The organism is Actinomadura opuntiae (assembly GCF_030283205.1).
In the GTDB taxonomy this organism is placed as follows: Bacteria; Actinomycetota; Actinomycetes; order Streptosporangiales; family Streptosporangiaceae; genus Spirillospora.
Window position 1 is genome coordinate 314,424 of the sequence record NZ_JASNWF010000006.1, and the last position, 13,267, is coordinate 327,690.

Genomic DNA, 13,267 nt, shown 5'->3' on the forward strand with positions numbered 1-13,267 from the left:
GCTTACGTCATACCCGGTGCGTCACAGGTACAGCCCGAAGAACTCCTCCGGATGCTCCAGCAGCGGCGGCAGGTCCTCGGCGGTGAGGGTGATCAGGTCCTTCTTCGCGGGCGGCTTCGCCGGCACCGCGTCACCGGACGCGCCGACGGCGACGGAGGCGATCCGGTCGGCCTGGTTGGCGACGGCGACGTCCAGCAGGTTGCGCATCAGCCGGCCGTTGCCGAACGACGGGCCGCGCGGCGCGTTGCGCAGCATCGAGCGCAGCACGTCCTCGGTGCCGGGCGCGAGGCGGAACCCGTCGGCCTCGGCGAGCTGCCCGAACACCGTGATCAGCTCGTCGTCGGTGTAGTCGGGGAAGTGGATCTGCTTGGGGAAGCGCGAGTCCAGGCCGGGGTTGGCGGCCAGGAACTCGGCCATCTCCTGCTGGTAGCCGGCGACGATCACCACGAGGTCCTCGCGGTGGTCCTCCATCAGCTTGACCAGCTCGGCGATGGCCTCGTGGCCGTAGTCGCCCTTCAGCGGCGACTGGGTGAGCGTGTACGCCTCGTCGATGAACAGCACGCCGCCGATCGCCCGCTCGACCAGCCGGCGGGTGCGCGGCGCGGTCTGGCCGATGTACTCGCCGACCAGGTGCGCGCGGGACGCCTCGACCAGGTGCCCGGACGACAGCACCCCGAGCTTCTTGTAGATCCGGCCGAGCAGCCGCGCCACCATCGTCTTGCCGGTGCCGGGGTTGCCGGTGAACACCATGTGCCGCGTCGGCGGGGTGATCCGCAGCCCGGACTCGCTGCGCAGCCGGGCCGCGTGGGTGCCCGCGACCAGCAGCGCGATCTCGTGCTTGACGGTCTCCAGGCCGGTGAGGTCGCGCAGCTCGTGCAGCGGGTTCCCGGCCGACTGCGCGGTGTCGAGCGCGGCGGGAATGTCGCCCTTGCGCACGACGATCTCGGCGCCGCCCTCGGTGCGGGCCCGGACCGCGGCGACGACCTGGTCGGCGAGGTAGGGCGCCAGCCGCGCGTTGCGCAGCGACTGCATCGGCGGCGTCGCGGCCAGCAGCGCCCCCGCCGCCTCGACGGCCTGCCGGGTGGCGCGGGCACCGTGCCGCTCCAGCGCGCGGCGGAACAGCTCCGCGTGGCCCCGCGCGGTGAACGGCCGGGTCCGCGCGATCCGGAACCGACCGGGCAGCACCGGGTTGACGTCGCGGATCCGCTCGTCGCCGCCCGCGTCGCACAGCACGACCAGGTTCAGGTCGGCGTGGATGGCCAGCAGCCGGTGCAGCTCGTCGGCGATGGCCTCGCCGTTGCCGGGGTCGGCGACGATGCCGTCCAGCCCGTCGATGATCAGCAGCCGGTCGCCGGCGCAGTCGCGGGCGTCGGCGTGCAGCTTGGCGACCGCGTCCGACAGCCGCTGCCCGGCGTACAGGTTGTCGGTGACCCACAGCGGGTCGCGGCCGAGCGCGAGCGCCTTGCCGAGCTCCTGCGCCGCGTCCCGCTTACCGGTGCCGTCCGGGCCGGCGATCAGCAGCCGGACGGGCTCCCTGCCGCGGGTCAGCTCCTCCAGCGCGGCGGTCAGCTCGGGCTGCTCGACCAGCGCGCTGGCCAGCTCGGCGCGCGTCCCGGACGCCGCCGCGGCCGGCGCGCCGTCCGGACCGGCCTCGGTGGCGGCGGGCGCCTTGAGGGACTCGGTGAGCGGGTTGACGACGCGGCGGCGCGGCGCGTACAGCCGCCGCAGGTCGGTCTGGAACTGCCCGACCGGGATCCACTCGGCCTTGGGGAACCACGGGTCGCCGGGCAGGCCCTGGACGATCGCGACGAACCGCATCGCCATGTCGAGCCAGGCGCGGCACGCGTCGGCGGCGCCCGCGACCAGCGCCCGGACGAGCCAGGCGCGGGTGCGCTGCTGCCAGGCGTCGGCCTTGAAGCCGCGGCGCTCGGCGGGGAAGCGCTGCTGCAGGTCGTGGTAGCGGTCCTCGCCGAGGGCGGCGGCCAGCTCCGCCGGGACGTGCTCCATGCTGCCCTGCAGCAGCAGCTGGATCAGATGCGACTCGACCGACTCCTCGCGCGGCGCGGCCTCCGCCAGGATCGCGTACGCCGCGAGCAGGCCGTCGCACACCCAGTCGAGGTAGCCGACGGGGCCGAGCAGCTCGGGGACGGCGGCGACGATGTCGTCCCCGGCGTGCGCGTGCCAGTGCTCGCGCAGCTCCATCTTGGGCAGGTTCATGTCGCACTCGGGCGGGTCGGAGTACAGCCGCACCAGCGCCTTGCGGCGCTCCTCCAGCGGCTCGATGCCCTCCAGCACGCCCAGGCACTCGCGGGCCAGCTCGATCGCCAGCTCCCGGTCGGGCGCCTCGATCAGCCAGTCCACCGGGGGCCGCCACCGGCCGCCCGGCGCGTCCCAGCGGGTCATCCGGGTGCTCAGCGTGCCGGGGTTGGCCAGGTGCCGGTGCAGCAGCCGCTCCGGCAGCTGCGACCACGACCCCGCCTTGATCGCGCCGCCGCCCGGCAGGAACGCCAGCATGCCGAAGATCTCCGCGGTGACCAGCGAGGCGGGCAGCGTCAGCAGCTTGTGCTCGTCGGTGGTGAGCTCGGCGGCGCGGGGGTCGTTCGCCAGCGCGTCGATCCGCGCCGAGATCTCCTCGAACAGCCCGTCCGGGACGCGCCACGGCCCGTGCGCGTAGACGTCGAGCACCGGCTCGTCGGTGAGCAGTAGCTCCAGATGCTCCGGCAGCCGCAACGCGTTCCTCCAAGAGAGATCAAAGCAGGGGTACAGCCTACGTTCAGGCGCGGAGTGCTGGTCGAGCGGTCGGCCGGATCGCCGGTATCGGGTCGGCCACGTTCGGTCACGCCCCTGTTCAGCGGCGGCGCAGCGACTCCACGGCCATCCGGGCCGCCGTGCCGATCACCGCGTCGGCCTCCGGGCGCACCGCGACGGGCAGCGCCGACCGGGTGAACACCGCGACCGCGTACCGTCCGCCGTCGGGGTACTCCACCACGCCGACCTCGTTGCGGACGGTCAGCAGCGTCCCGGTCTTCCCGCTGACCAGCACGTCGTCGTAGGGGAACCCGGACGACAGCCGGTGCGGCCACACCTGCAGGCCGAACAGCCGGCGCATCGCCGCGCACCCGTCCGGCGGCGCGGCCTCGTCCCGCCAGACGGCGCCGAGCAGCCGGGTCATCTCCCGGGGCGTGCTGCGGCTCGTCCGGGCGGGGTCGAGGGCGCGCAGCCGGCCGATCATGCCGGGCTCGTCCAGCCGCGCCCACACCTCGGGGAACCCGGCCGCGCCCGCGTCGGCCAGCAGGTCGTCGAACAGCTGCCGGCCGCCGCCCGTCACCACCGTCCCGCGCAGCCCGAGCGCGGTAGCGGCCGCATTGACCGCATCCAGCCCGACCCGGTCCAGCAGGACGTCGGCCGCCGCGTTGTCGCTCACCGTGATCATCAGGCAGGCCAGGTCGCGCAGCGACATCCGCACGTCGTCCAGCAGCGCCGACAGGCCGGTCGGGCCGGACGTGCGGTCCGCGGCGGGCACCGTGACCTGCTCGGCCGGGTCGAGCAGCCCCTCGGCGGCCCGGCGGTGGAACGCCACCAGCAGCGGCACCTTGAACACCGACGCCAGCACCACCGGATCGTCGGCGCGCACGCCGAGCTCCCGCCCGGTGTCGATGTCGGCGGCGTGCAGGTAACCGGTCACCCCGGCGTCGCGGAACGCCGCCTCGATCCGCACCGCGGTCTCCCCGGTCGCGGTCCCGCGCGTCCGGGCGCCCTTCTCCCGCGTGCCGGTCATGCCAGGAACCCCGACGATGGGCGGGCCACGACGCGGCGGGCGGGCGCGCCGTCCAGCGGCGCCATGCCGGCCTCGCGGCGCAGCACCTCGGTCGCGACGGCGGTGAAGTCGGCGATGGCGCGCTCGTGCTCGGGGTCGCGGGTGCGCCGCCACGCGCACGACGTCCGCCACGCCAGCGGCTCGCCGACCAGCGGCCGCCACGTCACCCCGGCGGTGTCGTCGGTGCGCGGGACGAGCGCCACGGCCGTCCCGGCGAGGACGAGGCCCAGCGCGAACTGCGGATGCCGCGCCTCGTGCACGGCGGGCGGCGCGTACCCGTGCCGGCGGCACGCGGCCAGCGCCTCGTCGTAGGCGCCCGGCGCCTCCTCGCGCGGGAAGACGACCAGGTCGCGGCCGCCGAGGTCGGCGAGGTGCACCTCCGGGGACGCGGCGAGGCCGGCGCCCTCCGGCAGCAGCACCCCGACCGGCTGGCCGAGCATCGGGCCGAGCCCGAGGCCGCGCGAGTCGCACGGGTGCCGGACGATCCCGGCGTCCAGCGCGCCGTCCGACAGCGCCCGGACCTGCTCGGCCGTCCCCGTCTCGCGCAGGTCGAGCCGCAGGTCGGGGCGGCGGTCCCGGAACGCGGCGATCAGCGCGGCGACGATCGGGCCGCCGAGGTCGCTCGGCAGGCCGGCGCGCACGGTGCCGACCTCGCCGAGCCGGGCCCGCTCGGCGACGGAGTAGACGCGGTCCACGCGGGCGAGGATGTCACGGGCGTCCTCCAGCAGCAGCCGCCCGGGCGCCGTCAGCTCGACCTTGCGGCTGGAGCGGTCGAAGAGCCGCACCCCGAGCTCGCGCTCCAGCCGCTGGATCCGCTGGCTGAGCGGCGGCTGGGCCATGCCGAGCCGCTCCGCCGCGCGGCCGAAGTGCAGTTCCTCGGCGACCGCGACGAAGCAGGTCAGATGGCCGACGACGTTCACGACCAGGAACCATATCAAAAGCCATATCACTGTCACCCGGATATCAATCTTGGACATCCGGCCGCTCACCTGGTGTTCTTGGGCATCCGGCCGATGGCGAGTCTCGGAGAAGAGAGGACATGAACATGCGCCGATCCCGCGTGGTCACCGTCGCCGCGGTGGCGGTCGCGGCCGTGCTCGTGGGGGCGGGAGCGGTGTGGTTCCTGCGGGACGGGGAGAGTCCCGGGGACGCCGCGAAACGCTACCTGGCGGCCTGGAGCCGCGCCGACTACACCGCGATGCGCGCCCTGACCGCCGATCCGCCCGCCGACTTCACCACCCGGTTCAGCCGGCTGCACGACGACCTCGGCGTCACCGGGCAGCGCTACACCGTCGCCTCCGTCGGCGACCCGAAGGGCGACACCGCCGGCGGCTCCTACACCGCCGCCCTGACCCTCGCCGGGAACCGCACCTGGAGCTACGAGGGCGCGCTGCCGCTCACCAAGCGCGACGGCAAGTGGCGCGTCTCCTGGTCGCCCGACGTGCTGTACCCGGGGCTCAAGGAGGGGCAGCGGCTGCGGTCCGCGCGCGCCTGGCCCGCCCGCGCCGACATCAAGGCGGCCGACGGCAGCAGCCTCGCCGGGTCGCCGTCCGGGTCCGTCCAGCAGCTCACCGGGCCGCTCGGCCCCGCGACGGCCGAGGCCGCCGGCAAGCTCGGCGCCCCGTACCGCAAGGGCGACACCGTCGGCGCCGACGGCCTGCAGAAGCAGTACGAGAAGCGGCTCGCGGGCACGCCCGCCCTCGCCGTCCAGATCGTGGACGCCGGCGGCAAGCCGGTGAAGACGCTGAAGCGGTTCGGCGGCGCCGACGGGAAGCCGCTGACGACCACCCTCGACCCGAAGGTGCAGACCGCCGCCGGGAAGGCGCTCGGGGCGGCGTCCAAGCCCGCGTCGCTGGTCGCGCTCCGGCCGTCCACCGGCGAGATCCTCGCCGTCGCGAACAAGCCGGGCGGCTACAACCGGGCGCTGATGGGCCGCTACCCGCCGGGCTCGACGTTCAAGGTCGTCACCGCCGCAGCACTCGTCGCGGGCGGCATGTCGCCGTCCACGAAGGTGCCCTGCCCCGCCACCACGACGGTCGGTGGCCGCTCGTTCCACAACTACAAGCACGAGGACTTCGGGACGGTCGCGCTGCGCGAGGCGTTCGCGCACTCCTGCAACACCACGTTCGCGCGGCTGGCCGTGGACAAGCTGGGGGAGAAGCGGCTCGCCCAGGTCGCCTCCCAGTTCGGCTTCAACGCCCCGGTCATCGCCGGGCTGCCCGCCGTCCGCGCCTCGTTCCCGGACGCCAAGGACGACACCGCGTTCGCCGCCGCCTCGTTCGGGCAGGGCGAGGTGCTGACCAGCCCGCTGAACATGGCCGCGGTCGCCGGCGCGGCGGCGAGCGGCGTGTGGCGCTCGCCCCGGCTCGTCGACGCGTCGCTGGCCGGGCAGGCCGTGGACGCGGGCGGGCGCAAGCCCGAGCCCCCGCACAGGCTGGAACCGGCGGTGAAGTCGGCGCTGCACTCGCTGATGCCGGCCGTCGTCAGCGAGGGCACCGCGTCCGGCGTGGACTTCCCGTCCGGCACGGCCGGCAAGACGGGGACCGCCGAGTACGGGTCCGGCACGAACCCGCCGACGCACGCCTGGTTCATCGGCTACCGGGGCGACCTGTCCTTCGCCGTGATCGTCGAGGGCGGCGGGACGGGCGCCGAGGCGGCGGCGCCCATCGCCGCGAGCTTCCTCAACTCCCTCTGACCGGCCCCGCTTCCGGCGCGCCGCTCCGCCTCCGTGCGGCGGAGCGGCGCGCCGCCGGAACCCGGCCGGACGTCAGAGCCAGTCGCGGCGCTTGAAGACGGCGTAGAGGCCGAGGCTGCACACCACGATGATCACCGAGCTGACGATGAACCCCGAATGCGAGGAGAACCCCGGATACGGGACGTTCTGCCCGTAGAAGCCGGTGACCGCCGTCGGCACCGCGATGATCGCCGCCCAGCTGGTGACCTTCTTCATCACCTCGTTCATCCGGTTGCCCTGCAGCGCGATCCGGGTGTCCAGCAGGTTCGCGACGAGGTCGCGCAGGCTGTCGGTCCACTCGCCGACCCGCAGCGTGTGGTCGTAGACGTCCTGCAGGTAGGGCGCGAGCGCCGGGGCGACCATCCGCAGGTCCCGGCGGAGCAGCGTGTTCACGACCTCGCGCATCGGCAGCGCCACCCGGCGCAGCGCGACCAGGTTCTTGCGCAGCCGGAAGCTGCGCCGCTGGATCTCGCGCACCGGGAACGCCTCGTCGAAGATCATCGACTCGACCTCGTCGGCCTCGTCGTCCAGCGACTGCACCGCGCCGAGCTGCAGGTCGACCACCAGGTCGAGCAGCCCGTACAGCAGGTAGCCCGCGCCGGTCTCGCCGATGTCCACGCCGGGGCTCTCGTCCCACCGCCTCACCAGCGCGTCGATGTCGAAGCCGGGGCCCTGCCGGACGGTGACCAGCGCCCGCTCGGCCAGGAACGCCGACACCTCGTCCAGCTCCAGCTCGCCGTCCTCCACCCGCGGGACGTAGACGTTCAGGAACGCGTACCGCTCGTAGCGGTCGATCTTCGCGCGCTCGTGCCGGGACACCGCGTCCTCGGCCGCCACCGGGTCCAGCCCCAGCTCGTCGCTGATCACCTGGAAGTCGGCGCGCTGCGGCGCGCACAGGTCGACCCACACGACCGTGTCGTCCTGGTCGAGGTAGTCGCTCACCTCGGCGACCGGGAAGCCCTCGGCCTCGAGCTTCCCGGCGCGCCAGACGCGGGTACGGGGCGGGGGGATCTCGGCCGGGGCGGCCGCGTCCGGCCGGGGGCCGGCTCCGGAGGGATGCGCCATGCGGCCCCTTATACCCCTGCTCCGCAGAGATCACGGAGTGTCCGGGAGATCACAGCGGCACCGGGGATCACGGCGGCACCGGGGATCACGGCGCCGCCGACGAGCGGGGCGGCGCCGACGAGCCGCGCACCACCAGCCGCCCGGGCAGCACCCGCGGCGCCGGACGGCCGCCGTCCAGCAGCTCCAGCAGCGCGGTCATGCCCTGCGCGCCCATCTCCTCGGCGGGCAGCCGGACGGTCGTCAGCTCCGGCTCCAGCGCGGTCGCCAGCAGCACGTCGTCGAACCCGGTGACCGACAGCTCGCCCGGCACGTCCAGCCCGAGCGCGCGCGCCGCCTTGTAGGCGCCCGCCGCGATCAGGTCGTCGTCGCAGACCAGCGCGGTCGGCGGGTCGGGCCGCGCGAGCAGCCGGTGCGCCGCGTCCCGCGCCGAGGCGACGTCGATCGCGCACGCCGACCGGGCCAGGGTGCCGCCGGGCAGCGCCGCGACCTCGGCGGCGAGCGTCCCGGCGCGGGCCCGGAACGTCCACTGGTCGACGCCCGCCGCGACATGGCCGAACCGGCGGTGGCCGAGGCCGGCCAGATGCGCGGCGATCGCCCGCATCCCGTCCGCGACCCCGAAGTCGACGGTCGGGACGTCGGCGTCCGGGCCGCTGTCGAGCAGCACGGCGGGCGTGCCCTGGAACCGCTCCAGCGCGGCGGCCGGCATGGAGGACGCCAGCACGCCGTCGATCGCCTCGTGCGGCGCGGGGAACGGGCTCTCGGCCGGGCCGTCCGCGTCGTCGGGCCAGGTGGACACCACGACGCCGAACCCGTGCCGCGCGGCGACCCGCGCCGCGCCGGTGTAGACGGGGCCGAAGAACGGCGCGGTCAGCGTCGGCACCATCAGCAGGACGGTCCGGGTCGTGCCGAGCCGCAGGTTCCGCGCGGCCTGGTTGGGCCGGTAGCCGAGCCGCTCGGCGGCGGTCCGCACGCTGCGCGCGGTGGCGGGGGAGACCCGGCCGCTCCACTTGCCGCCCAGCACCAGCGACACCGTCGACTGCGAGACCCCGGCCTCCTGCGCGACGTCCTTACTGGTGGGACGGCCGGCCAGCGGCACCTCGGCCTCCCTCGCGGACATCGGACACGGAAAACAGACTAGAGCCGGACACCCGGGAAGTGGTACGTATGACCCACGGGGTAATACGTATGACTAACGCGACGGGGACACGGGATGCGGGGCTACGTCGACTTCCTGCGCCGGCCGCACGCGGCGCGGCTGCTCGCCGGCACGCTGTTCGGCCGGCTGCCCAACGGGATGGGCGCGCTCGCCGTCGTGCTGCACGTGCGCGCCGACGGCGGCGGCTACCCGCTCGCCGGCACCCTCGCCGCCGTCCTCGGCCTGGCGATGGCCGCCGGCCAGCCCGTCCTCGGCCGCGCGATGGACCGCTACGGCCAGCCGCGCGTCCTGCTGCCCGCCGCCTGCCTCGCCGCCGCCGGGTTCGTGCTGCTCGCCGCGGTCGGCGCGCGCCCGCTGCCGGTCGCGGTCGCCGCGGTGGTCCTCGCCGGGTTCGCCACGCCGCCGCTTGAGGCGGGGCTGCGGGCGCTGTGGCCGGACGTCCTGGACGGCCCCGAGCAGGTCGACGCCGCCTACGCCCTCGACGCCGCCGCCCAGGAGATCCTGTTCTCCGTCGGGCCGCTGCTCGTCGTCGCCGCGGCCGCCGTCAGAACCGAGGCCGCGCTCGTCCTCACCGGCGCGGTCGGCGTCGCCGGCACGCTCGTCGTCGCGCTGTCGGGGCCGTCGCGCCGCTGGACGGGCCGGCCGCGCGCCGCCGACTGGGCCGGGCCGCTGCGCTCGCGCGGGCTGCGCGTCCTGCTGTCCTCGCTGGCCTGCGCCGGCATCGCGCTCGGCGTCTACGCGGTCGCCGTCGTCGCCTACGCCGAACGCCTCGACAGCGGCATCGCCTCCGGGCTGCTCCTGGCCTGCATGGCGGGCGGCGCGCTGGCCGGCGGCATCGTCTACGGCGCGCGGCCGTGGGCGGGCGAGCCGCACCGGCGGCTGCCCTGGCTGCTCGCCGCGCTCGCCGCCGGCTACGTCCCGCTCGTCCTCGCGCCGGGGCTGGGCGCGATGTCGGTGCTGGCCTTCGTCAGCGGCGTGTTCCTCGCACCCGTGCTGGCCTGCAGCTTCACCCTCGTCGACCGGCTCGCGCCGGCCGGCACCGTCACCGAGGCGTTCGCGTGGGTCGTCGCGGCCGTCGGCGCGGGCGGCGCGGCCGGGTCCGCCGTCGCGGGGTTCGGCGAGAAGCTCGCCGGGGTGCCGGGCGCGTTCGCGGGCGCCGGGATCGGCGGCGTGCTGGCCCTCGCGCTGTGCCTGCTCGGCGCCCGGACGCTGCGTCCCGCCGCCGCCCGCCCCGTCCCGGCGCGCGTCCTCGGCTGACACGGGTGCTTCGGCTGGCACGGCTCCTTCGGCTGGCGCGGCGGCCGGGCGGCCGTCAGATCCAGGACTTGAACCAGATCCGGGCGTGCCAGTCGTCGTAGGTGAGCGTCTGCGCCGCGAGGATCGGATAGAAGTAGGCGAAGTTCGCCAGCACCACCAGCAGGAACGCGCCCGCGGCGGCGGCGCCGACGAGCCGCCGCACCCCCGGCGGCAGCGGCTGAGGCACCGTAGACGGCACAGGGGACGGCACCGAGGACGGCACCGGCGCGACCCGCGCGCCACCCGGCCCGTACGCCTCGTCCGGGAACGTCGTGTCGGGGAACCCGGTGTCCCGCGGCGCGGTGTCGGTCCCGCCGGCGGGCTGCGCGCCGGCGTCCGGGGACCGCCCGGCCGCCGCCGCATGCGCGCCCACCAGTCCCGAAGCGGGGCCTATCAGGTACCCGAGCACCAGCACGACCGCCAGGACCATGAACGGGATCAGCGGCGTCGCGTAGAACAGGAACATCGTCCGCTCGTGGAACGCCGACGGGAACCAGGTCAGCCAGCCGGCGAGGAACCCCAGCACGATCGCCCCGGCCCGCCAGTCGCGCAGCAGCAGCCAGATGAACAGCACCACGATCAGCGCCGCCAGCGCGCCCCACCACAGGGCGGGCGTGCCGATCCCGAGGATCTCCCGCGAGCACCGAGGCGCGCCGCACGTCTTCGGCTCGGTGTAGAAGAACGCCACCGGACGGCGCAGGATCGGCCAGCCCCACGGCCACGACTGGTACGGGTGCTTGGCGTCCAGGCCGGTGTGGAAGTCCAGCATCTGCCGGTGGTAGTCCCACAGGTGCGGCATCGCCTCGAACGGCCGCCACCACCAGTGGGCGGACGCGTGGCCGCGCCCCCACCCGCCGGGCTTGAAGATCCAGCCCGACCAGGTCGCCAGGTAGGCGATCAGCCCCACGACGACGAGCTGGACGAACGCGGGCACCGCGTCCAGCAGCAGCGTCCCGCCCAGCGGCTCCCGGACCCCGGCCGCGCGCCGCGCCCCGTAGTCCCAGAACACCACCATCAGCCCGAACGCGGCGACGTAGAACACGCCGGTCCACTTGGTCGCGCAGGCCAGGCCGAGGCAGACGCCCGCCGCCCAGCGCCACCCGTGCGCCAGGAACGGCCCGTACACCGACGCCGCCCCCGCCTCGATCCTGTCGGCGAGGGCGCGCCTGGACCGCTCCCGGTCGTTCACCAGGCAGGCGAACCCGGCGAGGATCCAGAACATCACGAAGACGTCCAGCAGCGCGGCCCGGCTCGTCACGAACTCCAGCCCGTCCAGCGCCAGCAGCAGCCCGGCCGCGCAGCCGAGCAGCGTCGACCCGGTCATCCGGCGGGCGACCCGGCACAGGATCAGCACCGACAGCGTGCCGGCCAGCGCGGGCACGAACCGCCAGCCGAACGGCGTCGCGCCGAACGCCCACTCGCCCATCGCGATCATCCACTTGCCGAACGGCGGGTGCGCGACGAACGAGGGGCCCTGCCCCCAGATGTGCGCGTGCCGGTCGGCGATCAGCATCTTGTCGGCGTTGTCGACGGTGTTGTGCTCCCAGCCGAACTTCAGCAGGGCCAGCGCGTCCTTGGCGTAGTAGGTCTCGTCGAAGACCACGGCCTTGGGCTCGCCGAGCCGGTAGAACCGCAGGAAGCCCGCGAACAGCGTGACCAGCAGCGGGCCCAGCCAGCCCGCCGGCGCGCCGCCCGGGACCGCCGGCGCCAGCCACTCGCGCGGGGAGGGCGGCCGCCATCGGGACGCGTTCGCCGGAGTCAGATCCGTCGTCGCCATCTCGCAATCGTAAAGCCGGCCCCGGGCGGTCCGGTCTGCGCCCGGCGCCCGCCGCCCCTGGGAGGATGAGACCGTGATGGGGACTTTGCTGCTGGCGGCGGCGCCGATCGGGCGGCCCGAGGACGCGTCGGCGCGGCTGCGGGCCGCGCTGGCGGACGCGCCGGTGATCGCGGCCGAGGACACCCGGCGGCTGCGCCGGCTCGCCGCCGACCTCGGGGTGGGGATCGCCGCGCGCGTCGTGTCGTACTACGACCAGAACGAGCAGGCGCGCGCCGCCGAGCTGCTGGCCGAGCTGCTCGCCGGACGGGACGTGCTGGTCATCACCGACGCCGGGATGCCGGGCGTGTCCGACCCCGGGTACCGGCTGGTGCGCGCGGCGGTGGCGGAGGGGGTGCCGGTGACGGTGCTGCCCGGGCCGTCCGCCGTCACGACCGCGCTGGTCGTGTCGGGGCTGCCGACCGACCGGTTCTGCTTCGAGGGGTTCCCGCCGCGCAAGAAGGGCGAGCAGGCGCGGCGGCTGGCGGCGCTGGCGGACGAGCCCCGCACGATGGTGTTCTTCGAGTCGCCGCGGCGGCTGAAGGACACCCTGGGCGCGATGGCGGAGGCGTTCGGCGCGGACCGTCCGGCCGCCGTCTGCCGGGAGCTGACCAAGACCTACGAGGAGGTCCGCCGGGGCGGCCTCGGCGAGCTGGCCGCGTGGGCCGCCGACCGCGAGGCGCGCGGCGAGATCACGCTCGTGGTCGGCGGCGCCCCGAAGCCCGCCGGGCTGTCGGACCCGGCCGACCTGGTCGCCGCGGTCGCCGCCCGGGAGCACGCCGGGACCCCGCGCAACCAGGCGATCCGGGAGGTCGCCAGGGAGAACGGCGTACCACGCGGGACCGTCTACGACGCTGTCGTCGCGGCCAGGAAACAATGACCCGGGGCGGAACGATCCATATGCGGGATTCCGGGGAATAGGTCCATCGGTGGCCCGCGCTGGACCACTATGGGACCGGCGGAGCCACCGAACTGGGGACCCCGCGGCTCAGTGCCCGGCGCGAGCCGGGGAGACGGCACGAGATGCCGCCGGTAGCGCGAGAAGGCGTGACCGAGGGGGTGAGGGCCGTGCAGGACGCATGGTCGAGCCGTGAGGCATGGGTGTACGAGTGCCTGTGCTGTGAGACGACCTGGGACGAGGTGCTCGAGGTCCGGCATGTCGGCGACGGGCACGGCAACGAGGCCGTCATCTACCAGCGGAACGGGCAGCCGTGCACGACACCGTGGACGGACTGCCTGTGTCCCAAGTGCCAGAGCCGCAACGTCAAGGCGTGGGCCGCGTCCCGCAAGGCCGGGGAGATCCCGCCGGCCCGCGACGGGAGCGACGTGGCGCTGGTGTACCACCTCCGCCGCATCCACGCCTGGTAGCGGCGGCGACAGGTGGCG

Annotated in this window: 10 protein-coding genes; 4 read left to right on the forward strand and 6 right to left on the reverse strand. The window is 75.1% G+C overall.

Annotated features, from left to right (window positions below; all coding sequences use genetic code 11):
• Window positions 1–21: 21 nt before the first annotated feature.
• From QP089_RS15265 to QP089_RS15275, 3 genes are all read right to left on the reverse strand, one after another.
• Window positions 22–2,730, reverse strand: coding sequence for an AAA family ATPase (locus QP089_RS15265; protein WP_285912243.1), 2,709 nt, complete (start codon window positions 2,728–2,730; stop codon window positions 22–24).
• A 118-nt stretch (window positions 2,731–2,848) separates the two neighbouring features.
• Window positions 2,849–3,778, reverse strand: a complete 930-nt coding sequence (locus tag QP089_RS15270) for a serine hydrolase (protein ID WP_285912244.1) — start codon at window positions 3,776–3,778, stop codon at window positions 2,849–2,851.
• Window positions 3,775–4,737 (reverse strand): LysR family transcriptional regulator, encoded by a 963-nt coding sequence (locus tag QP089_RS15275; protein ID WP_285912245.1) that lies wholly within the window; start codon window positions 4,735–4,737, stop codon window positions 3,775–3,777. Before QP089_RS15275 ends, QP089_RS15270 begins: the two co-directional genes overlap by 4 nt.
• A gap of 119 nt (window positions 4,738–4,856) precedes the next feature.
• Here QP089_RS15275 and QP089_RS15280 point away from each other — a divergent pair, with 119 nt between their 5' ends.
• Entirely contained in the window at window positions 4,857–6,512 is a 1,656-nt protein-coding gene (locus QP089_RS15280; RefSeq protein WP_285912246.1) for a penicillin-binding transpeptidase domain-containing protein, read from the forward strand.
• Between the two features lie 72 nt (window positions 6,513–6,584).
• Here QP089_RS15280 and QP089_RS15285 read toward each other — a convergent pair whose 3' ends face one another.
• Window positions 6,585–7,616, reverse strand: coding sequence for a magnesium transporter CorA family protein (locus tag QP089_RS15285; protein ID WP_285912247.1), 1,032 nt, complete (start codon window positions 7,614–7,616; stop codon window positions 6,585–6,587).
• Window positions 7,617–7,701: 85 nt separating this feature from the next.
• The gene (locus QP089_RS15290) at window positions 7,702–8,733 is read right to left on the reverse strand and encodes a LacI family DNA-binding transcriptional regulator (RefSeq protein WP_285912248.1); all 1,032 of its coding nucleotides are present in this window, start codon (window positions 8,731–8,733) and stop codon (window positions 7,702–7,704) included.
• Between the two features lie 93 nt (window positions 8,734–8,826).
• Here QP089_RS15290 and QP089_RS15295 point away from each other — a divergent pair, with 93 nt between their 5' ends.
• Entirely contained in the window at window positions 8,827–10,029 is a 1,203-nt protein-coding gene (locus QP089_RS15295; RefSeq protein ID WP_285912249.1) for an MFS transporter, read from the forward strand.
• A 55-nt stretch (window positions 10,030–10,084) separates the two neighbouring features.
• Here QP089_RS15295 and QP089_RS15300 read toward each other — a convergent pair whose 3' ends face one another.
• Window positions 10,085–11,845, reverse strand: coding sequence for a dolichyl-phosphate-mannose--protein mannosyltransferase (locus tag QP089_RS15300; protein WP_285912250.1), 1,761 nt, complete (start codon window positions 11,843–11,845; stop codon window positions 10,085–10,087).
• Window positions 11,846–11,921: 76 nt separating this feature from the next.
• On the opposite strand from QP089_RS15300, the gene rsmI reads away from it, so the two are divergent.
• Both rsmI and QP089_RS15310 read left to right on the forward strand, forming a co-directional pair.
• Window positions 11,922–12,761 carry a 16S rRNA (cytidine(1402)-2'-O)-methyltransferase gene (gene rsmI / locus QP089_RS15305; RefSeq protein WP_285912251.1) on the forward strand — a complete coding sequence of 280 codons (840 nt, stop codon included), beginning with the start codon at window positions 11,922–11,924 and terminating at the stop codon, window positions 12,759–12,761.
• A gap of 167 nt (window positions 12,762–12,928) precedes the next feature.
• Window positions 12,929–13,249, forward strand: a complete 321-nt coding sequence (locus tag QP089_RS15310) for a hypothetical protein (RefSeq protein ID WP_285912252.1) — start codon at window positions 12,929–12,931, stop codon at window positions 13,247–13,249.
• The last annotated feature ends 18 nt before the right edge of the window (window positions 13,250–13,267 follow it).

Coding starts and splice junctions, on each gene's coding strand:
- QP089_RS15270 (WP_285912244.1), bottom strand. CDS start 3,778: ATGACCGGCACGCGGGAGAAGGGCGCCCGGACGCGCGGGACCGCGACC.
- QP089_RS15280 (WP_285912246.1), top strand. CDS start 4,857: ATGAACATGCGCCGATCCCGCGTGGTCACCGTCGCCGCGGTGGCGGTC.
- QP089_RS15285 (WP_285912247.1), bottom strand. CDS start 7,616: ATGGCGCATCCCTCCGGAGCCGGCCCCCGGCCGGACGCGGCCGCCCCG.
- QP089_RS15290 (WP_285912248.1), bottom strand. CDS start 8,733: ATGTCCGCGAGGGAGGCCGAGGTGCCGCTGGCCGGCCGTCCCACCAGT.
- QP089_RS15295 (WP_285912249.1), top strand. CDS start 8,827: ATGCGGGGCTACGTCGACTTCCTGCGCCGGCCGCACGCGGCGCGGCTG.
- QP089_RS15300 (WP_285912250.1), bottom strand. CDS start 11,845: ATGGCGACGACGGATCTGACTCCGGCGAACGCGTCCCGATGGCGGCCG.
- rsmI (WP_285912251.1), top strand. CDS start 11,922: ATGGGGACTTTGCTGCTGGCGGCGGCGCCGATCGGGCGGCCCGAGGAC.